The organism is Campylobacter concisus, from assembly GCF_003049735.1.
Classification (GTDB): domain Bacteria; phylum Campylobacterota; class Campylobacteria; order Campylobacterales; family Campylobacteraceae; genus Campylobacter_A; species Campylobacter_A concisus_AN.
In genome coordinates, this window is record NZ_PIRM01000001.1 from 809,888 (window position 1) to 836,715 (window position 26,828).

The window sequence follows — 26,828 nt, forward strand, 5'->3', positions numbered from 1 at the left end:
TAAATTTATTTTAATTCATCGCCAACACTAAGGCGCTTACCATTTATATATGCTTTTGCGTTTGTTGGCTTTTTGCTTGGCTCTTGAAGCTCATAAATTTTGACTGCCCCACCCTTGCAAGCAACCACAACATGGTCCTTTTCTATACTTAAAATTTCTCCGCTTTTGCCACTTTTATCGCTTAGCTCAAGCGATAAAATTTTTAGCCCACTTGCCAAATAAATCCCCGGCCAAGGAGTGAGCGCACGAAATTTATTATAAATTTGTCCAGCATCTTCATCAAAGCTAAAAAGCCCATCACTCTTGCTTATCTTTTTGCAGTGCGAGGACTCTGCGTCATCTTGCTTTTGTGGTTTTAAATTTTCAAAGTTCTTAAGCACTTTTACGATTAGCTCACCACCAAGCTCACCTAGCTCGCTAAAAAGCTCGCTTGACATCTTACTCTCGCAAGGCGTGTATATGAAGTCCAGCATATCGCCAGTATCAAGACCAGCGTCCATTAGCATAGCTGTGACGCCAGTTTGCTTCTCACCTGCTAAGATCGCGCTTTGTATAGGGCTCGCACCTCTATATTTTGGCAAGATCGAGGCGTGCAAATTTATACAAGTTGCTACGTCAAGCACGCTCTTAGGCAAAATTTTGCCATAAGCTGCCACCACGATAAATTTAGGCTCAAATGCCTTTAGCTCACTAACCACCGTCTCATCTTTTAGTGTCTTTGGAGTAAGGACTGGCACTCCTGCTAGCTCGTTTTGAGCATAAATTTTTACCTCGCTTGGAGTTAAAATTTGCTTTCTGCCAACTGGCTTATCAGGCTGGGTAAAGACCGCTTTTATATTAAAGCCAGCCTCTTTTAGGTGCCTAAGTATCCTAACGGCATAATCGGGCGTCCCCATAAAAACTATATTCATCACTTTCCTTTAAATTTCAACGACTTTTATTTTGATCTACGTTTTTACTGCCAGTCAGCCAAGAGGCGCATGGATCTTCTTGCCAGTCAATCTTTTGAAATATCAAACTTCCTAGCTCATTAATGCTAACTTTGCCACTACGATCAAGATCCAGCCTCTTAAATTCCTCACTAATGCATAGATCTGATGCTATTTTTAGTCCTGGTGGCACTTTGCAGGACGTCCACTCATCTAAATTTAGCATGCCGTCACGATCTATGTCATTGTAATCCAAAAACATATACGCCGGATCCGCTGGATCACAGCTATATGCGCTAAAGCAAAATAGCATAATGCAAAAAAATTTCTTCATTTTATACTCTTAAATTTCTATGCCCAAAGCACTAAAAAGTTGCAACTCAAAGCTCTTTTTTTAGCAGCTCAAGCAGTGCAAATTTAAGCTCGTCAATGTTTTCGTTTGTCGCTGATGAGATCGGCAAAATAAAATATGGTTTTGAATGATCAAAGCTGAGTAAATCTTGTTTGTAGATAAATTTACCGTTTTGCTCTGGCTTTAGCTTTAAAAATTTCATAAATTCTTTTATGTTTTCATCTAAATTTTCCGCCGCATCGACTCTAGTGATAGCGATAGCATAATCCCTACTAGCAAGCACGCTTGAAAATTTAGCAACCTCCTCTTTTAGCACGCTAAACTGCTCGCTCATGCTTCTATAGTTCGCACTATCTATCATAAAAAGCAAAATTTTATTTCTCTCGATGTGCTTTAAAAACTGCACGCCAAGCCCGCGTCCGTCGCTAGCTCCCTCAATGATACCAGGGATGTCAGCCATGACAAAGCCGCTAAACTCATCGACCTCAACAAGTCCGAGCTTTGGCGTAAGCGTGGTAAATTCGTAGTTTGCGATCTGTGGCTTGGCGTTTGATACTGTTGAAATAAGAGTTGATTTACCGACATTTGGGAAGCCAACAAGACCCACGTCAGCGATCAGCTTTAGCTCAAGCCTTACTTCAATGCTCTCTTCAGGCATACCTTTTTGTGCGTATTCTGGAGCTTGATTGATAGAGCTTTTAAAGTGAAAATTTCCGAGTCCGCCTTTACCGCCCTTTAAAAATAGCGTCTTTTGACCCTCGCTAACTATATCACAGAGTAGTTCATTTGTCTGTGCGTCATAAACAGCTGTGCCAGGAGGGACTATGAGTTCTAAATTTTCGCCCTTTTTGCCAGTCATTCGCTTGCCCATGCCAGCTTCACCATTGCCAGCCTTCATGGCTCTTTTACCCTTATAATTTGCTAAAGTATGGGTATTGTTGTCACAAACAAAATAAACATCTCCGCCATCTCCGCCATCTCCGCCATCAGGACCACCTAAAATGACGTGCTTTTCGCGGCGAAAGCTTACTGCACCAGCTCCGCCGTGGCCTGAGCTTAGAGTCAATCTTGCACTATCTATAAACATTTTTTACCTTAAATTTATCTATTTTTTTATTTTTAAATTTGGGCTGGATTATATCTTTTAAATAATTAAAATTTGTTTTTTATTAAATCTCATCAAGGTAAAAGCTGCTTTTATGATAGAATTAGCCCAAAACTAATTCAAGGAATAAAATTTTGCAAATTCTGCTTTACAATGTAACAACTGCATTAAAAATAGGTGGTGTTGAGACTTTTTATTATTCTGTGGCTAAAGAGCTTATGCAAGACCATAAAGTCACTATTTGTACTGGGCAAGGTAAATTTGTACCAGCCTTTTTAAAAGAAAGCAATATTGATCTAAAAATGTTTGACTTTTATCCAAGAGAGAAGGTTTTAAAACTAGGCAATAGATTTAGGAAATTTGTTGAGAGAGTTAGTTTTTATTTTAATGCCAGAAAATTTTTGAAGTCTCAAAAATTTGATGTTTTAGTTATTCATAAACCATTTGATTTTTTTGTAGCATACCTACTCAAAAAGTATGACGAAAATTTAAAGACCATATTTGTAAGTGGTGGAGAGGATTTTTATTTTTTTGATCGGTTTTTTATTAAATTTATTGATAAGATCATTAGTGTGAGTGACGCAAATGCAGACATCTTACGAAAAAGATATGACAGAGAGATAAAAGTAGTTTATAACGGTGTAGATAAAGAGAAGTTTTATCCAGATGCATCACTAAAAGAAAAAATAAGAGAGAAATTTAGCGTAAAGAGTAATGAAATTTTGATAGGAAGCGTTGGTAGAGTAGTTGGCTGGAAAGGCTTTAGTATGATGGTAAAAAATATAGACAAGATCAAAAACGCTAAATTTATGTTAGTTGGCGATGGTGAAAATTTACAAAGTCTAAAAGAGCTAGCAGCTAAACTTAACTTAGATCAAAAGGTCATTTTTGTCGGCGCTATCGGGCATGATGAGCTAAATGGGTACTATAATGCTTGCGATGTTTATTTGCAACCAAGTATAGGGCATGAGGCTTTTGGCATAACTGTTATTGAAGCATTAGCGGCTAACAAGCCTTGTGTGGTTAGCATAAATGGTGGTATGAAAGAGATCATAAAAGACGGAGTAAATGGGTATAAATTTAAAATTTCTGATGAGAGTGATATGATCGAGAAGATAAATTTAACGCTAGAAAATATAGAAAAATTAAGACCAAGGGAGAGCATAGAAAGTATGTATGAATGGTCAAAATTTGCACAGGAACTAGTTGAATTATGAAAAAAGTAGCTTATGTGAGTAATTTTTATGCTATATCTCCGTTAAAGGGTGCAGCTGTGCAAACTTGGACAAACGAAGTGGCAAAAAGACTATGGTTTTATGAGCCACACACTATTTGTGTAGATGATGAGTTTTTGCCTTTAAAGGAGTATAGAGATGGAGTTTATCACCATAGAATTCGTCTTTCAAAAATTTATAAAAGAATTTTTTAAAAGATATTAGACTGGGACGTCTACTCTTATAATGATAGAGTTTTTAATGAGGTAAAAAAATAAATCCTGATATTGTGCATTTTCAAAACTATCATAATGGTGTAGAGAAGTTAGCAAAAAAGATAAAAACTGGAATAAAGATATAAAAGTGATCCTTCACCTGCATAATTTTTATGATTTTAAAAATAAAAATTTTGATAAGCTTGATGCTGTTATAACGTGTAGTGACTTTCTTATGAAGAATTTTGAGGATCTACCAAATGCAAAATTTTATAAAGTTATAAAAAATGGCGTAGATGTAGATAAATTTAAAAAAATCAATTTTAAAAAAGATAAAAAAATTATTATTGGTTTTATGGGAATAATGATTAGCCAAAAAAATGTTGAATATATGATTGAACTAGCAAGAGAATTTAGCAATCTACCACAATATGAGTTTAGAGTAATAGGCGAAATAAACAGAAGAAACGATAATTACAAGTATTATCAGGGCTTAGCCAGTAAAGTGAAAGAGTATAGTCTAAAAAATATAGAATTTCTTGACAATACCTCACCAGATAAAGTTCACACTGCCTATAATAGCTTTGATTTTACTATTGTTCCTCTAAATGATAGAGAGCTATTTTGCATGGTTGGCATAGAGGCTTATGAGCTGCGAAAGTTTTGTTATAGCAAGAGCAGGTGGCGGCAGTAAAGAGTATATGGTGGATAATGAAAATTGTAAGCTTTTTGAGTTTGAAAATTTTGCCAGAAATGTAAAAAAGTATATTTTAATTTTAAAGGATTCTGATAAAATAAAAATTATTACAAATGCTAGAAAAATGTGTGAAGAGAATTTTTCCTGGGATAAAATTACTGATGATGTACAAAAAATTTATAAAGAAGTTTTAAATGATAATTCAAAATAAGCCAAAATTAATAATATTTTTAAAAAGAGCTATTTTATTTTTCTTATCTCTTTTTTTGATAGGCCAATATAACGAGCATATTACTGCAGTGAAAAATTTAGGTATATATTTGGCTCTATTTTCAACTATGATTCTTTTTATTATTAATACTAAAAATACATTAGAAAATATAAAAAATAATATAAAAAACAATAAAACTATATTGTTGCTTTTCGTTTTACTAAATTTATATGTTTTTGGAATATCAATTTTCCCTTATGACACTACCCAAAATGCATTTCTTTCAGCATTTAGTGAATTTAAACGAGCTTTTGTATTTATTTTTATTATTCTCCTTTGGCATGATGGTAGTTATAAAAATTCAAAATGGTTGTTTTTTGCCATGGTTATAGCTTTAAGCTTAGATAATTTGCATTTTTTTGTAAAAGGAATAGAAGAACAAACGCTTTTAAACTTAAGAAACGCAAAAAATCAATTGATTCAACCTATCGATAGATTTTATTCAAGTTTCTTTGATAATTTATTCATTTTTTCTTTGATATCACTATTTTATATAAAAAGTAATTTTTATAAATTTTTTATTACTATTTTTAATATCATCATTGGCTTAATTTTTATTTTGCTTACAGGGGCAAGAGGCTCATGGCTTGCACTTGTTCTAAGTTTAGTAGTGATATTAGCTCTAATATTTAAAAATGAAAAAATTAATCTTATAAATAAAAAATCTATGATATTTTGCCTATTTTTACTTGCCGCCTCTACTTGCGTCTACTATAACTCCACGCTTTTGCAGTTAAAAGTTGCGCAAGGATTTTATACTTCTGGTAGAGTAGATATTTTAACAAAAAGATTACCGCTTCTTTTTAGCTCTGATAGAGCTTATATAGGCATAGGTTTTGGTGGTAAGCAATATACTAAATTTTTAAATGATAAAAATATTAACAATGACGACCTTGGCCCAACTGGTATAGGCGCTGACGGAACCAAGTACCCACATCATGACGAGCCAGTATTTATTGGTCAGTATTATCATTACGGTGTAGTAGGTACTGCTTTTTTTGTTGCGCTTGTTTTTTATATGCTTTTTGTTTCCTTTAAAAGGTATTTGTCAAACAACAAATTTTATATAGCAATATTTGGAAGCATACTTTGCACTTATATATTTAGGGGACTATTTGAGACTATATACTTTACTCATCTTTATGTAATGCTTGGTCTTTTTATAGTGTTTTATGCAAAGACAAGGAGTGATTTATGAAACTATTTTACATATATCCAGAACAAATTCCGCAAGGTAATGCAAGAGAGATAGCAATTCTAAATACATTTTTTGAGATCAGTAATATCTATGATGCTAAGTTAGTCTTACCACAGACTCCTTTAAATTTAAATGAGGTAAATGAGAAATTTGCTTTAAAGTTAAAAGCTAATGACATATTGTTTATAAGAAAAAAGATCTTGTTTTTAAAAAGTAATAAAATTTTTAACTTTTTTCTAAAAAAAATAATAAATAACTACTCAAATAAAGACGCAATATTTTATACGAGGCATTTAAAGATAGCTAAATTTTTACTAGAAAATAAAATGTCCAATCAAAAGGTTGTATTTGAAGCGCATGAGTGTTTTACTTTGGGCAACAAAGCACTTTATGATATGGAAAAAGAGATACTAAAAAATTCTGATTTTGTCTTTTCGCATAATAGCGGTACGCTAAATGAGCTTAGAAAATTTTTTGGCTTACAAATAGCAAAATCAGCAGTTGTTTATAACGGTTGCAAGCAAGATTATGATTTTAAGAAGAAAGATTTTGATTTTTCAAGTATAAACTATTATGGCTCATTCTTGTTATGGAAAGGCCTTGATTTGATGCTAGATTTTGCCTTAAAAACTAGTATAAAACTAGAACTTTATGGCAAAAATAGCGGAAATAGTTTTATGACTTTAAAAAACACTCTTAAAGAAAGAGAGATTGAAAATTTGGTATGTTTTAAAGGACTGCTACCTCAAAATGAAGTTGTAAAAAGTCTTATTGAAAATAATACTATTTTGATAATACCTAGTGTAAAAAGTGATTATTCGCTTTATAGCACTCCATTAAAGCTTTTTGAGTATATGGCAAACTCAAACGTTGTCTTAGCTCCAAATTTCCCACCAGTTGCTGAAATAGTAAAAGATGGCGAAAACGGTTTTTTATATGAAGCAGGTGATGAAAAAAGCTTAGAAGAAAAATTTAACTATATAAAGACTTTAGGTAATGAAGAGCTAAACAAAATTTCAAAAAATGCTTATGAAAGTATGAGTGAAAATACTTGGAAAAATAGAGCTAGAAAAATAATTAAAGAATTAGAAAAATTAAATTAAAAAGATTTAAAAAAGGGGCTTTCGCCCCTGGTATTATGCAGCTGGATAAACAGATACTTTTTTTCTGTTTTTATCAAGTCTTTCAAATTTTACAAAGCCATCGACTAATGCAAAAATTGTGTGGTCTTTGCCAAGACCTACGTTATTTCCAGCATGAGTTGCTGTTCCTCTTTGGCGGATGATTATATTACCAGCACGAACGAACTCACCACCAAATTTTTTAACACCTAATCGGCGTCCGATACTATCACGGTTATTTTGGGTTGAACCCTGACCTTTTTTGTGTGCCATATCTTATCTCCTTAAGCTGCGATACTTACGACTTTTACACGTGTAAATTGTCTTCTAAAGCCGCGTTTTAGTTTTGAGTCTTTACGTCTGCGTTTTTTGTAGATAACTACTTTTTTGTCTTTACCTTCATTAACGACCTCAAGAACAACTTTTGCACCCTTAACAAATGGCGCACCTACCTTTACTTCGCCGTCATTTACAGCTAAAACTTCTGTAATCTCAACGGTTGATTTAGCTTCAGCACTAAAGTGATCTAGCTTAAGGTACTCACCCTCGCTAACACGATATTGCTTGCCGCCATGCTTAAATATAGCGTATTTTGACATACTCTACCTTTCTAAAATTTGGTAAGACCAAAAAGCACTTTTTTGCAAAAGATTTATGGAGCTTTATTGGTTGTAAGGTGTGAATGTTAGCCAAAAGTTTATAAATTCTACTTTAATGCCCCTGATTTTATGATCTCGTCGGCTAAATTTCTTATCATAGAGCTATGATCCAGAAAAAATGTTTTGTCATTTGGTAAATAAGGCTGATATATCAGAGTTTTAGCTACTGGCGCACTTAAGATCACATTTATCAGTTCAAACTCAGGTGGAAAAGTAAAATAAAGTTTTGGCTTGGGAATTTCATTTTGAAAGAGCCTTTTAGCGTAAAATTTACTGAAATTTTCATTTTTTGGTAGCTTTATCTCTTTAAAGAGCTCAAGTGGCAAAAAGTAGTGCGCCAAAGCGTGAAGTCCGTGTGCGAAAATATAAAGCCTTTTTTCAAATTTAGGCGCATCTGTCCTGCCAAATGTAGAGCAAAATTTCTGCAAATGCTCACTCATAGCGGCCACATCTTTTTCATGCAAGGCAAGCACAAATTTAACTGCCTCTCTTTCGTTTGCTGGCTTTTTGGACTCTGCAAAAGCGCGTGCTTTTTCAAGAGCAGGGGTGAGTAAATTTTCATCTTGCCAAAGTATCGCCGTGAGCAGATCATGCATAACACATAGAAATTTATAGCCGTTTTTGCTAGGTGGTAGGCCTTTTGGAAAGATCCGTGTCATACCATCTGTGTCACCGCAAGCGATAGCAAAAAATGCCGGTATGAGCCTCTCGCACTGGTCATATCCACCGCTGCATCCTGGGAGTAAATTTAGCTTAGCGTATTGAAAAATGAGATCATTTAGCCTCTCGGCATCGCCATCAGCTAGGCACTTTTCAAGGTAAATGTCGTAGCATCTAGCTCTTAAAAAAGAGAGTAATCGTATGAACTCACATAAAAAGTCGTATTCGTTTAAATTTTTCTCTTTTATTTGGTCGTAAATGCTTGCATACTCGTCTAAAAGTAGCTCTTCATCGCTTTTTGGTAGTTTTTTGGCTTTGAAAATATTAAATAAGCCTTCTAAAAATGACATTTTGCGTCTCCTTATTTTTGCTAATTTTAGCCAAAAACACCTAATTTTCCACGTGCGAAAGGTGGCTTTAGCGGATATTTTAACCGCATTTTGGCTATAATCGCCCCAAATTTAAGCAAGCTTAGGATAAAGATGGCAGGCGAAGATCAGGAAAAAACCGAAGAAGCGACCCCCAAAAAGATAGAGGATGCCAAAAAGGATGGTAACGTCCCCAAAAGTCAGGATCTAGCCGGGTTCGTGACCCTAGTTATTGCTATTGGCGTACTACTTGCGATGCTAAATTTTATGAAAGAACAGATCATCTCACTTTATATCTACTACTCAAAATTTATCGGTCAGCCACTTACCTTGCCAACTGTAAAAATGATTGTCGTAAATACCTTTGCAAGGTCGCTTCTTATGATACTTCCAGTTTGTATCTGTGTGGCGATCGCTGGTGTCATCGCAAATGTAATGCAGTTTGGATTTATCTTTACCACAAAACCTATAATGCCAAATTTTGGCAAGATAAATCCGCTAAAAGGGCTAAAAAATTTATTCTCGATGAAAAAAGTGATAGATAGCATCAAAATCGTGCTAAAAGTTAGCATCGTCTTTGGAGTTGGATTTTATTTTTTCTTGCAGTTTATAAAGGAGCTACCACACACTCTCTTTTTTTCTATGTTTGATCAGCTTGCTTGGCTAAAAGAAAAGCTCATCATTCTTGTTAGTGTCATGCTTTTTATACTTTTCGTGATCGGACTTATCGACCTTCTCATCGTGCGTTTTCAATACTTTAAAGACCTTCGTATGAGCAAGCAAGAGATAAAAGATGAGTATAAGCAAATGGAAGGAGATCCGCAGGTAAAAGGCAGAATTCGTCAAGCACAAATGCGTGCAGCCAAGCGTCGAATGATGCAAAATATCCCACAAGCTGACGTGGTCATCACAAACCCTACTCACTACGCCGTGGCGATAAGATATGATAAAAGTCGCGACGAGGCGCCGATAATACTTGCCAAAGGTGTTGATTTTTTAGCACTGCAAATCAAAAAAATAGCCGTTGAAAATGGTGTGCAAATTTATGAAAACCCACCACTCGCAAGAGAGCTTTATAAAATTTGTGAAGTCGATGATACGATACCAGCACATCTTTTTAGAGCCGTGGCCGAAGTGCTAAGCTTCGTTTATATGAGCAATAAACAAAAATTTAAAGATAAGCTTTGATAAATTCTACTCTTGCCACTAGAAATTACTAGCAGCAAGAGAATTTATCTACTATAGATATCCAAAAGCAGTTGCAAAAATATAGCCAAATATACAAGAGGATATAACACCAATAAGACCCGGAATGATAAAGCTGTGATTGATAACAAATTTACCAATATGTGTCGTACCACTTCTATCAAACTGAATAGCTGCAAGGTCGCTTGGATATGTTGGTAGGATGTAGTATCCGTAGCAAGCTGGCGCAAAGGCTAGAATGATAGCAGGATTAACATCGATATTTAATGCTAATGGCACAAATGCAACCAAGGCCGCAGCTTGAGAATTTACAAATTTTGAGATAATCAAAAGCATAACCGCATAAGTCCAAGGGTGCTCTTTTACGATGCTTCCTAGCGCCTCTTTCATCATCGGAGTGTGTACTGCAAACATAGTCTCAGCCATCCAAGAGATTCCAAATACTGCAACAAGAGCGATCATACCTGATCTAAATATCTCGTTTTTGCTGATCTTGCTAGCATCTGTTGGAGTAAATATCAAGATGAGTGCACCTGTTAAAAGCATGAAAATTTGGATAACATGAACCATGCTTAGGCTCTTTGAAGAGGCTAGTTTGTTGCTTATATTGATGTAAGCACCTTGGAATTCTTCTTTTGCACCTTTTTCATTTATATATGTTACTGCACCATCAGCTGTGCGAGTAAGAGTTTGATTTGCATCTTTGCCGATGATTTTGACTGATTGAGCTTTTTGATTTGAGTTTAGCTTGTCGTTTGAAACTTTTAACTCAGCAGCTTCTGTTTGGATGCTGGCGTCTTTTATCTTTAAGGTTTTTAAGACTTTTTGCTCAGTTGGAAGGTTTGCTATTACTTGAACGACTGTTGCGTCTTTATAAGTAGTCCAGCTTGGGCGAAGATCTTTAAAGTATCCAAGAAGTGCGACTACAAGGATAGAGCCTAAAAATATCCACATCGCAGCCCATTGATAGCCAGGAAGCTTTTTGCCTAAAAGTGTCGCACTATCGCCATAAACATATTTTTTAAACTCAGGATCTTGAAGCTTTGCTTGAAAGACTTCGTCTTTATCAAGATCTTTACCTCTAAACCAGCTAAAAATTCCTACCGCCAAAACACCGCAAAATGTTGATGGAATCGTAATCTTTAAAAGATCTAAATATCCATCAAAGCCAGCTAGGTGAGTTTTAGCATTAATAAGAAAGCTTGTAAGAGTTACAACAGCAACTGAAACTGGACTTGCTATGATGCCCATTTGTGAAGCTATTGAGCTTGCTGCCATTGGTCGCTCTGGGCGGATACCATTTTTGATAGCAATATCATAAACGATAGGAAGCACGGTATAAACAACGTGTCCAGTACCGCATAAAATAGTAAGCGTACATGTTACAAAAGGAGCCAAGATACTTACATATTTTGGATTTTTTCTAAGTATAGTTTCTGCTATTTGAAGCATAACATCAAGACCACCACTAGCTTGAAGCGTAGCACTTGCCACAACAACAGCAAGGATAGTTAGCATAACATCAATAGCTGGCTTACCAGGCTCGATGTTAAATCCAAAAACAAGAACTATAAGGCCGATACCACCTAGCATACCAAGTGCGATACCGCCTTTTTTAGCTCCGTAGAACAAACAGATAAGGACGATGAGAAGCTGGATAGCAAACTGCATGCCTTCACTTAAATTCATGAGAAAATCCATGAAACCTCCTAAGTTAATATAAATTTAATCAAGATTATATCTCTTATGGATTTAGATTAAACTTATATTTTAAGGATAATTTGATACAAATATAACATTTTGATTAATAAGGCTTATTTAGGATAAAATTTATAAGATTATCTCTTACAAATTTTTTATTTGATCTTGAAATTTTTATTTGTCTTAGAATATATAAAATGAAAATAGCATTGTTATATTTTAAATTTATTAATAATAAAAATTTATTTAAATTTTATAAATAACCTAGAAAAATATCATAAAAGCCTTATAAATACGAAGTTCAACAGAGATAAAAGAAAAAGGATTAATATTTAAGAAAAGTTTAAATGGTGGTTAGAGGCAGAATCGAACTGCCGACACGCAGATTTTCAGTCTGCTGCTCTACCGACTGAGCTATCCAACCACCCGTTAAAGAAAGTCAGATTATACATGTTTAATATTTAAAGCAAGTTTAAAATACACACTTTTTTAAATAAAATAAGCTATATTTTTCTATTTTGACTTGAAATATAAAAGAAATTCTACAAAGCAAATAAATTACAAGCTTAAATAAGCTTGTAATTTATTTTAATGTATACGAAATAGGGAAACGAAGGTAACGATCTTGCTTAGGTTTTGGAAACTCAGAACTTGCTCTTTGAATATTTTCTAAAGCACCATTATCAAGCGACTCAAAACCAGAGCTTTTACTAACTTTAAGTTCATCTATGCTGCCGTCTTGCTTAAGTAAAAACCTAACTTCTACAACACCTTGATGTTTCATACGTCTAGCATTATTTGGGTAACTTTTATGCCTCTTAACTGCGATTATAACCTTCGTAAAATCTTCATCACCTTGTGAATTTGATAAATTTAGCTCAGGTGTTACATTTTGAACTGGAGCTGCAGCGATAGACTTGTTATTGGCTGGCAAATTTGTATTTACACTGGCTGGCGGTACAATAGGCTGCACTGGCTGAGCAATTACCGGTTCAGGCTTGGGCTCTATTTTTTTCTCTTTTTTAGGCTCTACCTTTTTTATTTCACGCTTTGGTTTATCCACCTTTTTAGGTTCAGGTTTTGGTTCTGGCTTTGGCTCAGGTTTTGGTGGCTCTGGTGGTGGCGGTGGAGCTGGTGGAGTTGGCTCTGGGATAAGCATTTGCTCCGCTATTTGAGGTGCTGAGACTTGTGGCACTGGAGTAAATGAATTAAGAGCTATTTTTATCGGTTTTTGCTCACCTATTTTTATCTCATCAAAATTATGTGAAAGCAAAAAATATACTACTGCTCCATGCACTACAAGCGAAACAGCTAAGCCGCTGTAATTTGAAATTTTATTCAGAGATTGTTTGGATTGCAAAATTTTCGTGGCCCTTCTCTTTTAATATATCAATTACTTTGACAAAGCTATCAAATTTCGAATTTTTATCGCTTTTTAGTTCGATCAATGTCTTTATATCAACCGCATTTAGCTTATCTTTGAGTTCGTTCTCAGAAATTTCTACATCATCTATAAAAAATTTATTATCCTTATCAATTACTACGCTTACCTTTTTATCGTCCTCTTTGCTTTGCTCAGCACTGTTTGCACTTGGAAGATCAATAGCTATCTTACCTTGAGCAATAAAAGTCGAAATACTAAGTACGATGGCGAGCAAAACAAGCATAATATCAATAAATGGGACAATATTTAACCCATCTTTTTTATTTAGACGCATTTTCAGCCTTGTATCTATTTAGCATTACATCTACTTTTCTGACAAAACCATTGTAAATCATCAAAGTTGGTATCGCCACAAGTAGTCCAAAAGCAGTTGCTTTTAGCGCAAGAGAGAGGCCGACCATTATGCTTTTAGTATCGATTCCGCCTGCCATACCCATATCATAAAATGTGATCATAATTCCAGCAACTGTACCAAGAAGTCCTATATATGGTGCATTTGAGTAGATAATGTAAAGTGTGGTTAAATTTTTGGTTAGTGCTTCTTCAAACGCTTCAATACTTTTATAGCCTTTTATATCAACGCGTGAATAAAAAATGATACGCTCAATCGTATACCAAAGTACAAAAAAACTCATAATGCCTAAAATCGCAATAATTACATGATCAATGTGATGTTTAATTAGCTCCATAATACCTTCTTAGTAAAAATTTTTGCGTGATTATAGCTATATTGATAACCAATGTCAAATGTTTGGTAAAAATGTAATTAAATAAAAACTAAAATTTTTAATTTTGTATGTATATATTTAATATCTTTAGAATTTCAAAAATTTAATTTTTTTCTTAGCAGCTCTATTTCAGTGATGACTATTTTTGGCGTAAGCTCCTTCATACAGGCATGTGTTTTTATAGGACACACTCGCTTCATACATGGCATACACTCTAAATTTAAATGCACTATCTTTGCACTCTCATCTTGCCATGGGCTAGTCTCTTTAAATTTAGTCGGTCCAAAAAGAGCCACAAGTGGCACTTTATAGGCTGCTGCGATATGCATAGGACCACTATCGTTTGTCAAAAAGATACCATTTTTTATAGAACCTATGACCTCGCAAAGCTCTTTTATGCTTGTTTTTCCGGCCAAATTTTCACATTTCATACCATTTTGTAAGAGTATTTGCTCGATTTCATTGCAAATTTCAAGCTCGGCTTTTGAGCCAGTGATCTTTACATCAAATTCATCCTTAAAGTGCAGTGCAACCTCTGCAAAATAGTGCGGATACCACCTTTTAGCACTTCCGTAGCTAGCACCTGGATTTAGCACGAGGAGATTTTGTTCGCTTTTTTTAGCTTCATAGTAAATCTTTAGTTCGTTTGAAATTTCTTTTAAATTTAGGCTTTGCTTTATGAAATTTAGATATTTTTGCACCTGATGCAAGCTCTCGCTACTCTTTTTAAAGCAAAATTTTTGCGTTGCTTTTAGAAAAAAAAGCAAAAATTTACTAGCAAATGAGCTTCTAAAACTAATAGCAATATCAAATTTTCCAAGCTTGCTAGCCGTTTTTATAAGACTTAAATATCTTGAGTTTTGCTTTTTACTATCATCAATGACTACTTTTTCACACTTTGGATGTAATTTGTAAAGCTCACAGGCCACGTAAGAGCCAAAAAATACAATATTTTTAGCATTTTTACTTAAATTTTCTATCGCCGCACTCGCCATCACAGCATCTCCAAGCCAAGTTGGAAGCTCTATAAAAACTCTCACTTTTGCTCCAAATTTAGCACTTCGTTTATGATTTCAAGAGTTTTGCTCGCATTTTCTTCTATACTAAATTTTTGCGAAAGTAAAAATGACTTCTCTTGTAGCTCTCTCATCATGTCATTATCATTAAGCACCTGCTCCACTAGTTCCAGTATACTTTCATCATTTGGTTCACGCATAACAAAACGATTTTCTAAAATTTCAGCTGCCCCATTTTGAGCCGTTGTAAAGATAATATTTTTAAAGCTAAGCGCCTCTAGAACGACATTTGAAAATGGCTCATAGTGTGTTGGAAATATAAAAATATCGCTTGCTTCATAAAATTTTGCAGTCATTTTTTGCTCACCTGTAAAAAATGCCTTTATCTTTAGCTTTTTTGCTAGCTTCTTATATGAATTTAAATTTTTATCTTTGCCTACTATTAGCGCATTTACTGGTGTTTTTAGCTTTGAGACAAGAAGCAAAAAGTCCTTTGCCCCTTTTCTTTTAAAGCCATTTCCGACAAAAAGCACAATTGGTAAATTGTAATCAAGTCCAAATTCTTCGCATACGCTAAGTTTTGCTTCTCCTTTTTCTACTTTTTGTGGCAAATTTATACCGTTATAAATGGTAACAATTTTTGACTCATCGATACCGTAAGCTGAGATGATTTGCTCTTTTATGTAGTTTGAATTTGCGATTATCTTTTTAGAATTTTTAAAGCAACGTTTTTCTAGATATGGATAGACAAAATTTAGAGGATTGACCCACCAAAATGGCTTTGTGGCACGATAAATTTTATGCACGCCGTCCCCTGCTCTATAAATATCTGCGCAGCTCACTCGCTCCAAGCTAAAATATACCTCATCGCTTTGTTTCTGGCGTTTTACTTGTGCGTTAAATCTCAAAGCCTTTTTCCATGACGAGATCCTAGCCTCTCCTAGATATGAGCGTATAGATGTATCTATACCTACGTCTTTTAGGGCTTTAGTAAGCCTTCTTAAATAGCGTTCGGCACCACCGACTGCATTTGGATTGATACGTAAAAAAACTATTTTTTTCATGACCTCAAAGCTTTTTATTTTTGTGATTTTTTATTTGCAATGTCCGCCATAATATCAAAAATTTTTATAAATCAGCCTATTTTTTGCCTAAATTTCATAAAATTACACAAAGGATAAAAATGAAAACACTTACGATTATTGACACTTTTGGTTTCTTTTTTAGGCTCTACTACGCCATGAGCGGACTTAAAAACAGAGAAGGCAAGCCAAGCGGTATGATTAGTGGCTTTGCAAATTTTATAGCAAGCCTCAAGGATGAATATCAAAGCGACTACCTCATCTTTGCTCTTGATAGCAAAGGCAAGACCTTACGTCACGAAATTTTAGGTGATTATAAAGCAAACAGAAACGAGCCACCAGCTCAGCTAAAAGAACAACTTCCAGTTTGCATAGATATGATAGAAAAAATGGGGCTTTACAGCCTTAGCCGAGAGGGCTACGAGGCCGATGACATCATCGCAAGTGCGGTTAAATTTTGCAAAGATAAAGATATATTTGTGCGCATCGTTACGCATGATAAGGATCTTTACCAGCTCATAGAGGACGGCAAAGTGAGCATCTACAGCCCACAAAGCAAGACCGATCATGATAGCGCAAGCTGCTTTGAAAAGTATGGAGTTTATCCGGCACAAGTAAGGGACTTTCTAGCGATCGCAGGCGACAGCTCGGACAACATCCCGGGCGTCAAAGGTATCGGCGCAGTGGGAGCTAAAAAGCTTTTGGCTGAGTATGGTAGCTTAGAAGGAATTTATGAAAATTTAGCCTTTCTTAGAAACGAGCGCACTAAAAATATGCTTGCCGCCGCAAAAGACGAAGCATTTTTGAGTAAAAGACTAGCCACTTTATTTGATGACGCGGTTAGTTCATTTGATCTTGAGCACTCTAAATTTCCAGAGCAAAATCCTTTGATAAATATCTCGGAAATTTTAAAAGAGTACGATCTAAATAGGCTTCTTAAGAGCTTGCAAAAAGAAGAAAATACCGAATTTAAGCTTGGCTTTAGAGCAAATTTACTCCTTGATGAGGCTAGCATTGAAAAGCTCTTATCAGGCATCACGCCAGAGACCATTGTTGCCTTTGACACTGAGACCACGGGCGTTGATAGCAGGAGCGCAAAGATCGTTGGATTTAGCTTTTGCTTTAACGACGAAGACGCCTACTACGTGCCGGTAGCTCACAACTACCTTGGTGTGCCGCAGCAAATTAGCCTAAAATTTGCCACTTGGGCGATAGGGCAAATTTACAAAGGCTGTGTAATCGGACAAAATTTAAAGTACGACTTTGAGATCGTGAAAAACAACCTAGATTTAAATCCTCCAGCAAATTTTAAAGACACAATGATCCTTGCGTGGCTTAGCGATCCAAACTCAAGTGTCGGCATGGACGCGCTGGCAAAGAGACTCTATGACTACGACACGATAAAATTTGAAGACGTTGTCAAAAAAGGACAAACTTTTGGCGATGTGCCTCTAGAAAATGCAGCCAAATACGCGAGTGAGGACGCTTGGATAACACTTAAATTTTATAAAACTTTTTTAAACACACTTGATAAAAATTTACTAGCTCTTGCCGATACGCACGAGTTTCCTTTTATCCTCACGCTCTTTGACATGGAGCAAAACGGCATCAAGATAAATGAAGCCAAAATGCAAAAGCTTATCCTTGAAAACGACACCAAATTAAAGGCGCTAACAAGTGAAATTTACGAGCTAAGCGGCGAGAATTTTAATATAAACTCAGTAAAACAGCTTGGAGTCATACTTTTTGAGCACTTAAAGCTTCCAACCAAAAAGAAGACAAAAACAGGATACAGCACTGATGAGAGCGTGCTTGCTGAGCTTACGGACGCTCATCCAGTGATTGAGAAAATTTTAGCTTACAGAGAGCTATATAAACTGCAAAGCACCTACTGCGAGCCACTTTTAGCGCTTGCAAAAAAGGATGAGGGCTCACGAATTTACACGAGCTTTTTACAAACTGGCACAAGCACTGGCAGGCTTTCAAGCAAAAATCCAAATTTACAAAATATCCCAGCTCATGGTAGCCTCGCAAAGGATGTCAGAGAGTGCTTTGAAGCGCGGGAGGGATATAGCTTTGTAGGACTTGACTACAGTCAGATCGAGCTTAGGCTGCTAGCTCACTTTAGTCAAGATCCTGCGCTTCTTGAGGCGTTTAAAAATGACGAGGATATCCACGCAAGGACGGCTATTAGCATATTTGGTAGCAGTGACGGGCAGAATAGAGCCGTGGCAAAGAGTATAAATTTTGGCCTCATTTACGGCATGGGCTCAAGCAAGCTGGCAAATCAAGTAAATATCACAAGAGCCGAGGCAAAAGAGTATATAGAGCGCTATTTTAAAGCATTTGAGACGATCAAAGAGTTTTTAGAGAGCATAAAAATTTCAGCTAAAAACGACGGCTTTGTGCAGACACTACTTGGCAGGAGGCGTTACTTTGACTTTAAAAGTGCCACACCTATGCAAATAGCTATGTTTGAGCGCGAAGCGGTAAATACGGTCTTTCAAGGCTCTGCGGCAGATCTAGTCAAGATGGCTATGGTAAAAGTTAGAGCAAATTTAGATGAAAACGCGAGAATGTTGCTTCAGATCCACGATGAGCTGATCTTTGAAGTAAAAGACGAGTTTGCGCAGGAATTTGGCAGGGCGACGCAAAAGACAATGGAGGAAATTTACACGCTAAATGTGCCGCTTAAAACATCGCTAAATATCGCTAAAAACTGGGGTGAGCTAAAATAGATAGATAAATTTTGCTGGAGCTTTTAAGATGATTAGCTCCTGCTTTATACTTAAAAAATAAAGTTGTAGTTTATAGCTATATCTTTGGACTTTTATACTTTTGCAGAAAGCAAATGACATCAATCAAATAAGCCAGCAAGCAGCCCAACGCGTAACATGCGATGTCGCTAACGTCAAATGTTCCACCAAAGACTATGCGTATTATTAAATTATGAATATCTAAAATTTCAAGTACTTTAAAGTATTGTAAAATTTCTATAAATAGCGAGAAGATAAATATTTCAAATGCTAAAATTTTTGGTGCAGTTTTAAATATAGCTCGTCCAAATGCGTAAAGCATCACCGCAACTAGCACATCACCCAAATAATGGCGCACGAAGCCACCTTTGACAAAAACTGCGATAAAAATTTCGATTGCTAAAATCACGATTGCTACGACTAAAAAGGGCAATCTAGCTCGCAAGCCATGTCTCATTTTCTCGTATTGAAAAGATTTGTATATTTTTCGTTTTACTTGCATTTTTTTATTTATTTGAAATTTTACTTTTTTATAAATTAGAAATGATATCCATACCATCTTTAAAGCCAGGATTGTGCTGGATATATTTCTCGCCCACAAATGTATTTATAACTTCTGCCTTATGCTCATTAAAAAGAGCATTTCATTAGGTTTTACTTGAAATTGCCAAAACCCAGCTATTTCATGAATTGTAACAGATAATAGCAATATTGCCAAATAAAGAAAATTTCTTAATTTTAAAATTCTTTGACAAGAAATATCAATCAAAATAGCTTTTGAAAGTATTTTTCAGACACTTAATAACTTTTTGGTTTAAAAATAATGAAATTTATGGATTAAAATTTTTCTATCAAATCTTTAAAAATTTCATAAAGTTTATTTACTTCATCAACACTAACTCGCTCGTTTTTAGCGTGTATGCGGTCGTTTATGACGCCAAATTCTATCGCATCTACACCAAATTCAGCAAAGTGCCTTGCATCACTCGTGCCGCCCTTTGTATTTAGAACCGGCATGACTCCGGTGATCTTTGTGACAGAAGCTATTAAATTTTTTACGATTTTGCTATCTTTGTTTGTTAAAAATCTCTTTGAGCTTTGCTTTATACTAAGCTCGTAATCAAGCCCTTTTAAGACCTCTCTAAGATAGCTCTCAACGTCATTTACGTCAGTTAAATTTGAGTTTCTCACATTAAACATTATGCTAAGCTCACTTGGCGTGACGTTGCAAACTTGCATGCCACCTCTAATATCAGTTATCACAATCTTGCTTGGACTAAAAAACTCGCTCCCAGCGTCCATATCGTGATCAGCTATTTTATTTAAAAGTGGAGCTATCAAATTTACCGGATTTACGCACTTTTCAGGATACGCCACGTGCCCTTGAACGCCCTTTATCACGATCTTGCCATTTATTGAGCCACGTCTGCCAACTTTTATGCTATCGCCAAATTCTTTATCGCAAGTTGGCTCAGCCACTACACAAAATTTTGGCAAATCATTTATTTCGCGCAAATATTCAAGTACTAAAGGCGTGCCATATGTGCCATCGCCCTCTTCGTCGCTTGTTAAAATAAGGCTTAGCTTGCCATCAAATTTCGCATCTTTAGCAGCGTAAACAAAAGCAGCCACGCCACTTTTCATATCCTGTGCACCTCTTGCGTAGATGTAGCCATCTTTTTCTAGTGGAGTAAATGGCTCACTATCCCAGCCCTCACCTGGAGGTACGACATCGACATGTCCTGCAAAAGCTAGATGCTCGCCGTCTCCATAAATTTTAGAAAGTATGAGATTTTTGGTACCATTTTTTTCTATAAATTTCGCCTCAAAATCAGGCAAAAATCTAGCGATAAATTCTAAGCTTCCAGCATCATTAGGTGTGATAGAGCGAAAGCTTAAAAGCTCTTTTAAAAAGCTAATTATCACTAAGTGCCTTATGAGCCGGCACGCTCTGGTGCACCAAAGTAAAAGCCCTGGAACTCATCTACACCGATTTCTTTACAGATTTCAAATATCTCTTTTGAATGCACATATTCAGCAATAGTTTTTATACCAAGGTCTTTTGCAAATGCCACGATCGCACTTGCGATAGAGTGTGAATCTTTATTTATGTCTATATCTTTTATAATAGAGCCGTCGATCTTCACATAGTCAGGCTTAATCTTTATAATGTAAGAAAAATTTGAATATCCTGAACCAAAATCATCAATAGCAATCTTTGCGCCCATGCTTTTTACACGCTCGATAAAATTTGAAACTCTCTCTAAATTTTTAAGCTCTTCATCTTCAACGATCTCAAATACTACTCTGCCAGCAACATTGTGTTTATTTAATAAATTTAAAACAAGTGAGCTAACATCACCATCAATCATATCTCTACTGCTTAAATTTATAGAAAGTACTAAATTCTTATCCTCTACAAGCTGCTTAAAACACTTTTTAATGAGTTGTTTCTCAAGATCAGCATAACGCTTAATACGCTTTGAGATATCTAAAAAGACATTTGGTGATATAACGTCGCCTCTATCTAAAAGTCTTATCAAGCATTCGTATTTTACAGGTACCTTTTGGTCATTAACTATCGGCTGAAAATAAGGAACAATATTGTTATTTATAGTGGCGTATTGTATCAGTTTAGAGCGTTCTATTTGAGTTGCGTATTCCTCTTTTTGATTTAGCCCTTTGAAGTAGCAAACATAGTCTTTATCTTGCTCTTTTGCTGTTTTTAACGCTATTGTTGCTTTTCTTAGTGTTTGGTCACTATCAAGAGCAAAGCCTATTGTACTATGTATCTCGATACCTTCTATCTCTCTACCATCTTCATCGACTATACTTAGCATACGGCCTTTAAAAATTTCTATCAAATCTTCAACCATATCTTCATATCTATCGATAAAGCTATCGCTATCTTCTACCAGAGCAAACCTATCTGCTTCTATGCAGTAAGCTTTCATATTCTCATCTTTGGCAAATTCACTGATCAAATCAGCCATCTTGACCAAAATCTGATCACATGCAAATTTACCGTAAAAGTCATTCATCTTACCAAAATCATCAATATCTATAAGCACTACTTTAGGATTTTCATAGCTATTAATATCACGCACCAATGCTGTTTTATTTAAAAGTCCAGTCATTGGATCGATATAAAGCTTTTCTCCAAGCTCTTCTATCTGTTTTTTAGCATCTGTTTTTAATGCATTATAGTTATTTTTTTCTTTTATATATTTAACCGCATACCATATACAAGTAGATAAAGCAACTATTGCGCCAACGAAGCTTAAGATAAATGTTAAAGCCATATTGTTTAAAAGCCACTCAAAAAAGTACTCATCATGCGCACCAGTAATACGTTGATCGACCTTTCCTTTAAAGCCTAATATATACTCTCCAACTGGCACAAACATACAAACTTGAGCAGCATTTTCTGGCAAAATTTTTGCCCAAAAATAATCTTTTTGGAAATTATGAGCAAAGATATTTCCACAGCTTTTGTCGTTAAACTCTTGATTTATTATTCTTTTATCTGAAGACGCTACGACCTTGTATCCATTTTTATTATCATCCTTTAATAAAAGAACATCACCCATAGCACTATCGTTAATGTAAGATTGGAAATTTGCGACATCATATTTGCTGACATTTTTGAAATAATCAACATATTGATATGTCAAATAATCAACTTTCTTTCGAAGATTAAAACCATTTTCAGCAGAAGCATTATTAAATTTAAAATAAAAAACTGCCAGGTTTTCGACTAAAAAAATACTTCCCAAAACAAACACTAAACCTATAATCGTTTTAGTGATGTTTAGATTTTTACCCGTTTGCTCGTCCTTGTTACTCAAAAGTTACTTCCCTTATTTTGTGTACTTGCCCTGATTATATCAACCTTAAAATAAATTTTAACTTTTAGGAATAAGTTAAAGCCTGACTATTTTAGCTCCATATCCACCTTGATTTGCCGGTGCGTCAAAAAATTCTTTCACACTTGGATGCTCTTTTAAGAAATTTTTAACTGCAAAGGCAAGCTTGCCAGTACCGATGCCGTGAAATACGCTAACCTCATCAAATCCCATAACAAGACTATCTGAGATAAATTTATCAAGTTTTGCTATCGCCTCGTCAGCTCTCATGCCGTGCAGATCAATCGAGAGTGAGGCAGTTTTTGGTTTATCGACATTTAGGCTCACGCCGCCTTTTTTAGGCAAGACTACTTCGTTGCCATTTTTTCTTAAAAGCTCTAGTGGTACACGTAAATTTATGCCATTTGACTCGATCATTGCATCGTTTTTAGAGATGCTTAAAACCGTACCTTTTATATTTTCATACTTCACTCTATCGCCTACTTTTAGGCTCTCGCGCTCAGTTTTTTTAGGCTTAACGATGGCAGCTTTTTTCTCATTTGCCACATTTAGAGCTCTTTGCTTGTCTTTTATGTCCTTGAAATTTATAACAGCTTTTGCCGCATTTATCGCTTCATAATACTCTTTTTCAAGCTTTGAAATAGTCGCATTTAGCTTGATCTCATTTTTCTCTTTTAGCTCTTTTTGCTCCTCAAGCAAATGCTCCAGCCGCTCCTCTTTTGCCGTGACCTCTTTTATGCCCTCATTAAGCTTGGTTTGTAAATTTAGCGTCTTTGTGATGATCTCGTTTAAATTCTCTTTATCTTCGCCGTAAATTTTCTTTGCCTGCGCCACTAAATTTTGAGATATGCCGTATCTTGCCGCCGTTTCAAAGGCATAAGACTTGCCGATCGTACCCTTTAGAAACTCAAATTTAGGCCTTTGAGCCGCCTCGTCGTAAAGTGCCGCCACTAGCTCAACCTCTGGATTCTTAGCTAGCAACATCGCAAGGCGCTTGTGGTGGGTCGTGATGATCATTTTGATATCTTGAGTGATGAGACGCTCTATCATGACGCCATACAAGCTCGCAGCCTCCTCAAAGTCGGTGCCAAGCTCGATCTCGTCAATGCCGATGATGATCGATTTTTTAGTAAAAAGCCTTGCAAAGTGCACCATCCTGCCAGCAAAGGTCGAGATGTCGTTTTTCACACTTTGCGGATCTTCGATGATTGCGTCAAATTCTTTAAAAGAGCCGATCGTTGAGCGATTTGCGTCGATACGCATAGGCAGCAGATACTTTGCAAGTAGCGTGGCTGAGATGATCGATTTTAAAAGCATCGACTTACCGCCAGCATTTACACCGGTTATTAAAAGCACCTTTTTGCTAAAATCCACGCTCACGCTTTTTGGGTTTTTAAGCGCTGGATGGGCAAATTTCTCAAGCTTGATAACGTGCGAGCTATTTGGCAAAACAAACTCATAGTCACGCGATCTAGCCAAATTTACGCGCGCCTGATATGCGTCAAACTGATCAAAAGCGTTATTTATAAATTTCAAAAAAAGCAGGCTCTTGCTCATCTGCAAGCTAAATTTCTTACAGTGCTCAAAAATGATCTCCTCTTTTCTATCAAGTAGCTCGCTTTGCTCCTTTTTTAGGCGCTCAGTGCTTGCAGGTGCGACGTAGAAGTAGCCGCCTGAGCTTCTAGCGATCACGGTGCCTTTTAGGGCATGGTTAAAGCCGCCACGCACCAAAAGTGCCTCTTGCGAGTTGATGTAGTGCGTCTGGGTATCGACTAGATAGGGCGTGATATGCTTTGAGTAGATGAGCTTTTTAAGTTCAGCGTCGATCTGGCGTTTTTTCTCGCTAAATGCTTGCTTTATCGCCTGAAATCTCTCATCCACGCTGTCGCTAAACTCGCCGTTTTCATCAAAGCTGTTTGCTATCTGGCTCATCGCTTCGGGGATTTCAACCTTAGCTATCCACTCGCCAAGCCTGCCTTCAAATTTTTGCTTTTTTAGATATGAAAAATACTTAATGATCTTTGCAAATTCGTAAATTTCACTGATGTGAAGTACTGCTTGTTTGTTAAGTCTCATAAGCGCGTCATCAAGCTCTTTTATCTCGTCAGGCGCCTTAAAATCATACTTTGAAAGCTCACTGATGTTTTCAAAGTGGATTTTGCTGTCGCCTTGTAAAAATAGCGGTTTTTGCCTTGCCAAAAAGGAGTTAAATTTCTCTAAATACTCGCCCAAATCGAGCTTTAAAAATATCTCTTCAGTCATTGCTCGCAACTTTTTATAGGCACGATAACGCCTGAGAGCTCGCTAAATTCTCTTTTAGCTAAAAATGACGCCGTACCAAATTCATAGTTAAATTTCTCAGAGCTTACGTTGTATTCACCACATTTTAGCACTTTGCCCTGTTTAAAATCGCTAACTAGCTTTGAGATAGCATCCTCGTTTTTTGATAAATTCTCTTCGTAAAAATAGACGCAAATAAAGATCGCTACAAGCACCGCGCTAACGAGCGCTTTTATACCTTTGCCGATTTTTTCATCTTTTATCGCCCAGATCGCTCCAAAAAGTACGATCAAGCCAGCAATTAGGATCAAATTTCTTACCATTTCACGCCTTTATACTTTGCGATAAGCTCTTTGTAAAGCTCAGCATGAGGCTCGATCTTTTCTAAAATTTCAGCCTTAACCTCACTGATATCTTGTTTTTCAACTAACAAGCAAACAGCCATATACGAGGCATTTGGCAGCATATCTTTTATCTGAGCGCTATTTAGCTTTTGCGACCTTGCAAGCGCTATTAAGATATCTTTTTTGCCTAAATTTATAAGGGTAGAAATTTCATCCTCGCTTAGCTCTTTTTCTTTTATCTCTTTTAAAATTTCATTTTCATCTTGAGGCTTGAAATTACTTAGATCCATTAATATCCGCCTCTTAGCTGCACGCTGATATCGCCCGCTCCAAAGCCAACTACGATGCCATCACTTAGGCGGTTTTTCACGCCAAATTCATCTGTAAATTCTATCCCCTCTTCTACCCTCTCGACCTTGTCTGTAAAGATCGGGTTATACTCGCTAAACTCGCTCTTCATATCAACTTCAATCGGATTTTCTCCAGCTGCATAAACTGGCAAAATGACAAGCTCATCAACGCCTTTAAAGCACTCTTTAAAGCCAGGTAAATTTGTGCTAAGTCTTGTGTAGCGGTGTGGCTGAAATATCGCTGTAACACTGTTTATGCCTAAAATTTTGGCGTATTCAAAGACTGATTTTAGCGTTGCTTTTATCTCGGTTGGATGGTGCGCGTAGTCGTCGATTAGGACGAAATTTTTGTTTGCGCTAAGGATGTCAAAACGCTTTTTGATGCCTTTAAAATTTAGTAAATTTTCTCTGATGTCTTTAAGCGGTGTCTCATGCATCGCAGCAAGAATAGCCAAAGATGCGTCTATGGCGATGTGCTCACCCATGCCAAAGGCTTCAAATTTGCCTAAATTTTTAAGATTAAAGCTGGTGTATGGCTGATAGTCTCTTACCACCATCCTAAGCTCCGTGATGTCGGTGCTTGGGTAAAGCCTGATCGCATCAAGCTTAAGCGTGCTTAAAAACTCGTCCTCAGCGTTTATCACTCTAACCTTCGCGCGCTCTAAAAAGCCCTTGTATGCTGCGTAAAATTTAGCTAGATCATAATCGTAGTGCTCCATGTGCTCTGGCTCTGCGTTTGTGACGATGGCTAGATATGGGTTTGAGTTTAGAAAGCTAGAGTCGCTCTCATCAGCCTCAAATACGACGTTATCGCTTTTAGCGTAGCGCATATTTGAGCCAAACTGCTTTGAGATGGCGCCGATGATGACTGAGCCTTCGATAAGGCTTGCTAGCATCGCTGAAGTAGTACTCTTGCCGTGCGCGCCAGCTACCGCAAAGACGCACTTATCCTCAAGCACATAAGGCAAAATTTCTTTTCTTGAAAAGCACTTTATGCCCTTTCGTCTGGCCTCCACTAGCTCGATATTATCCTCTTTTATCGCAGCTGAATAGACCACAAAGTCTTGGTCTTTTATCGCCTCTTTGCAGTGCGGCGTGATGACCTCGATACCTTCATCTTTTAGCTCAAGCGTCGTTTTACTCTCTTTGATGTCACTACCGCTTATCTTGTGGCCTTTTTCGTGTAAAAATCTAGCGATGGCTGAGATGCCGATGCCGCCGATGCCGATGAAATGGACTTTTTTGATCTCGTTGTTTAGCTCTTGC

Annotated in this window: 27 protein-coding genes and 1 tRNA gene; 8 read left to right on the forward strand and 20 right to left on the reverse strand. The window is 36.3% G+C overall.

Annotated elements, in window-relative coordinates; translation table 11 throughout:
- Positions 1-5: 5 nt before the first annotated feature.
- Genes fmt through obgE form a run of 3 tightly spaced genes read right to left on the reverse strand, consistent with a single transcriptional unit; the run spans position 6 to position 2,368 of the window.
- Positions 6-911 carry a methionyl-tRNA formyltransferase gene (gene fmt, locus CVS97_RS04120; protein ID WP_107785153.1) on the reverse strand — a complete coding sequence of 302 codons (906 nt, stop codon included), beginning with the start codon at positions 909-911 and terminating at the stop codon, positions 6-8.
- Between the two features lie 16 nt (positions 912-927).
- Complete coding sequence (locus tag CVS97_RS04125) at positions 928-1,263, reverse strand: GDP-mannose dehydrogenase (RefSeq protein WP_107785154.1); 336 nt, start codon at positions 1,261-1,263, stop codon at positions 928-930.
- A 46-nt stretch (positions 1,264-1,309) separates the two neighbouring features.
- Entirely contained in the window at positions 1,310-2,368 is a 1,059-nt protein-coding gene (obgE, locus tag CVS97_RS04130; protein WP_107785155.1) for a GTPase ObgE, read from the reverse strand.
- Between the two features lie 152 nt (positions 2,369-2,520).
- On the opposite strand from obgE, the gene CVS97_RS04135 reads away from it, so the two are divergent.
- From CVS97_RS04135 to CVS97_RS04160, 6 genes are all read left to right on the forward strand, one after another.
- Complete coding sequence (locus CVS97_RS04135; RefSeq protein ID WP_107785156.1) at positions 2,521-3,603, forward strand: glycosyltransferase family 4 protein; 1,083 nt, start codon at positions 2,521-2,523, stop codon at positions 3,601-3,603.
- A gap of 14 nt (positions 3,604-3,617) precedes the next feature.
- A complete protein-coding gene (locus CVS97_RS04140; protein ID WP_159071353.1) occupies positions 3,618-3,815 on the forward strand; it encodes a hypothetical protein in 198 nt (65 codons plus the stop codon).
- Between the two features lie 235 nt (positions 3,816-4,050).
- The gene (locus CVS97_RS04145) at positions 4,051-4,509 is read left to right on the forward strand and encodes a glycosyltransferase (protein WP_159070898.1); all 459 of its coding nucleotides are present in this window, start codon (positions 4,051-4,053) and stop codon (positions 4,507-4,509) included.
- Positions 4,463-4,723, forward strand: a complete 261-nt coding sequence (locus CVS97_RS04150) for a glycosyltransferase (RefSeq protein ID WP_159070899.1) — start codon at positions 4,463-4,465, stop codon at positions 4,721-4,723. Before CVS97_RS04145 ends, CVS97_RS04150 begins: the two co-directional genes overlap by 47 nt.
- Complete coding sequence (locus CVS97_RS04155; protein ID WP_107785160.1) at positions 4,707-5,981, forward strand: hypothetical protein; 1,275 nt, start codon at positions 4,707-4,709, stop codon at positions 5,979-5,981. The genes CVS97_RS04150 and CVS97_RS04155 overlap by 17 nt, the downstream gene beginning before the upstream one ends.
- Positions 5,978-7,084: a glycosyltransferase gene (locus tag CVS97_RS04160; protein WP_107785161.1), complete on the forward strand. Its 1,107-nt coding sequence runs from the start codon at positions 5,978-5,980 to the stop codon at positions 7,082-7,084. Before CVS97_RS04155 ends, CVS97_RS04160 begins: the two co-directional genes overlap by 4 nt.
- Positions 7,085-7,117: 33 nt before the next feature.
- Here the strand turns inward: CVS97_RS04160 and rpmA are convergent, their stop codons facing one another.
- The 3 genes from rpmA to CVS97_RS04175 all read right to left on the reverse strand — a co-directional run bounded on the left by rpmA (position 7,118) and on the right by CVS97_RS04175 (position 8,771).
- The gene (gene rpmA / locus CVS97_RS04165; protein WP_002942569.1) at positions 7,118-7,375 is read right to left on the reverse strand and encodes a 50S ribosomal protein L27; all 258 of its coding nucleotides are present in this window, start codon (positions 7,373-7,375) and stop codon (positions 7,118-7,120) included.
- An 11-nt stretch (positions 7,376-7,386) separates the two neighbouring features.
- Complete coding sequence (gene rplU, locus CVS97_RS04170; protein WP_021090648.1) at positions 7,387-7,701, reverse strand: 50S ribosomal protein L21; 315 nt, start codon at positions 7,699-7,701, stop codon at positions 7,387-7,389.
- A 107-nt stretch (positions 7,702-7,808) separates the two neighbouring features.
- Positions 7,809-8,771 (reverse strand): hypothetical protein, encoded by a 963-nt coding sequence (locus CVS97_RS04175; protein ID WP_107785162.1) that lies wholly within the window; start codon positions 8,769-8,771, stop codon positions 7,809-7,811.
- 132 nt (positions 8,772-8,903) lie between these two features.
- On the opposite strand from CVS97_RS04175, the gene flhB reads away from it, so the two are divergent.
- The gene (gene flhB / locus CVS97_RS04180) at positions 8,904-9,977 is read left to right on the forward strand and encodes a flagellar biosynthesis protein FlhB (protein ID WP_035167257.1); all 1,074 of its coding nucleotides are present in this window, start codon (positions 8,904-8,906) and stop codon (positions 9,975-9,977) included.
- Positions 9,978-10,028: 51 nt separating this feature from the next.
- Here the strand turns inward: flhB and CVS97_RS04185 are convergent, their stop codons facing one another.
- The 7 genes from CVS97_RS04185 to CVS97_RS04215 form a co-directional block, all read right to left on the reverse strand.
- Positions 10,029-11,696, reverse strand: a complete 1,668-nt coding sequence (locus CVS97_RS04185; RefSeq protein WP_107785163.1) for an anaerobic C4-dicarboxylate transporter — start codon at positions 11,694-11,696, stop codon at positions 10,029-10,031.
- Positions 11,697-12,044: 348 nt separating this feature from the next.
- Positions 12,045-12,120, reverse strand: a tRNA-Phe gene (locus CVS97_RS04190).
- A 159-nt stretch (positions 12,121-12,279) separates the two neighbouring features.
- Entirely contained in the window at positions 12,280-13,056 is a 777-nt protein-coding gene (locus CVS97_RS04195) for an energy transducer TonB (RefSeq protein WP_107785164.1), read from the reverse strand.
- Positions 13,031-13,414, reverse strand: a complete 384-nt coding sequence (gene exbD, locus CVS97_RS04200; protein WP_072593836.1) for a TonB system transport protein ExbD — start codon at positions 13,412-13,414, stop codon at positions 13,031-13,033. Before exbD ends, CVS97_RS04195 begins: the two co-directional genes overlap by 26 nt.
- On the reverse strand, positions 13,401-13,829 hold the full coding sequence (exbB, locus tag CVS97_RS04205; RefSeq protein ID WP_107785165.1) for a TonB-system energizer ExbB: 429 nt from the start codon (positions 13,827-13,829) through the stop codon (positions 13,401-13,403). Before exbB ends, exbD begins: the two co-directional genes overlap by 14 nt.
- A gap of 134 nt (positions 13,830-13,963) precedes the next feature.
- Positions 13,964-14,908 carry a lipopolysaccharide heptosyltransferase II gene (gene waaF / locus CVS97_RS04210; RefSeq protein ID WP_107785166.1) on the reverse strand — a complete coding sequence of 315 codons (945 nt, stop codon included), beginning with the start codon at positions 14,906-14,908 and terminating at the stop codon, positions 13,964-13,966.
- On the reverse strand, positions 14,905-15,948 hold the full coding sequence (locus tag CVS97_RS04215; protein WP_107785167.1) for a glycosyltransferase family 4 protein: 1,044 nt from the start codon (positions 15,946-15,948) through the stop codon (positions 14,905-14,907). The genes waaF and CVS97_RS04215 overlap by 4 nt, the downstream gene beginning before the upstream one ends.
- 119 nt (positions 15,949-16,067) lie before the next feature.
- On the opposite strand from CVS97_RS04215, the gene polA reads away from it, so the two are divergent.
- The gene (gene polA, locus CVS97_RS04220; protein WP_107785168.1) at positions 16,068-18,704 is read left to right on the forward strand and encodes a DNA polymerase I; all 2,637 of its coding nucleotides are present in this window, start codon (positions 16,068-16,070) and stop codon (positions 18,702-18,704) included.
- Positions 18,705-18,780: 76 nt separating this feature from the next.
- Here the strand turns inward: polA and CVS97_RS04225 are convergent, their stop codons facing one another.
- The 7 genes from CVS97_RS04225 to murC all read right to left on the reverse strand — a co-directional run bounded on the left by CVS97_RS04225 (position 18,781) and on the right by murC (position 26,809).
- A complete protein-coding gene (locus CVS97_RS04225) occupies positions 18,781-19,179 on the reverse strand; it encodes a DUF2809 domain-containing protein (RefSeq protein WP_107785206.1) in 399 nt (132 codons plus the stop codon).
- A 380-nt stretch (positions 19,180-19,559) separates the two neighbouring features.
- Positions 19,560-20,648, reverse strand: coding sequence for a succinyl-diaminopimelate desuccinylase (gene dapE / locus CVS97_RS04230; protein WP_107785169.1), 1,089 nt, complete (start codon positions 20,646-20,648; stop codon positions 19,560-19,562).
- Positions 20,649-20,656: 8 nt separating this feature from the next.
- Positions 20,657-22,570: an EAL domain-containing protein gene (locus tag CVS97_RS04235; protein WP_107785170.1), complete on the reverse strand. Its 1,914-nt coding sequence runs from the start codon at positions 22,568-22,570 to the stop codon at positions 20,657-20,659.
- A gap of 75 nt (positions 22,571-22,645) precedes the next feature.
- Positions 22,646-24,850, reverse strand: a complete 2,205-nt coding sequence (locus tag CVS97_RS04240) for an endonuclease MutS2 (RefSeq protein ID WP_107785171.1) — start codon at positions 24,848-24,850, stop codon at positions 22,646-22,648.
- Entirely contained in the window at positions 24,847-25,191 is a 345-nt protein-coding gene (locus tag CVS97_RS04245; protein WP_107785172.1) for a hypothetical protein, read from the reverse strand. Before CVS97_RS04245 ends, CVS97_RS04240 begins: the two co-directional genes overlap by 4 nt.
- Positions 25,185-25,502 carry a hypothetical protein gene (locus CVS97_RS04250; RefSeq protein ID WP_107785173.1) on the reverse strand — a complete coding sequence of 106 codons (318 nt, stop codon included), beginning with the start codon at positions 25,500-25,502 and terminating at the stop codon, positions 25,185-25,187. Before CVS97_RS04250 ends, CVS97_RS04245 begins: the two co-directional genes overlap by 7 nt.
- Positions 25,502-26,809, reverse strand: coding sequence for a UDP-N-acetylmuramate--L-alanine ligase (gene murC, locus CVS97_RS04255; protein ID WP_107785207.1), 1,308 nt, complete (start codon positions 26,807-26,809; stop codon positions 25,502-25,504). Before murC ends, CVS97_RS04250 begins: the two co-directional genes overlap by 1 nt.
- Positions 26,810-26,828 lie beyond the last annotated feature (19 nt).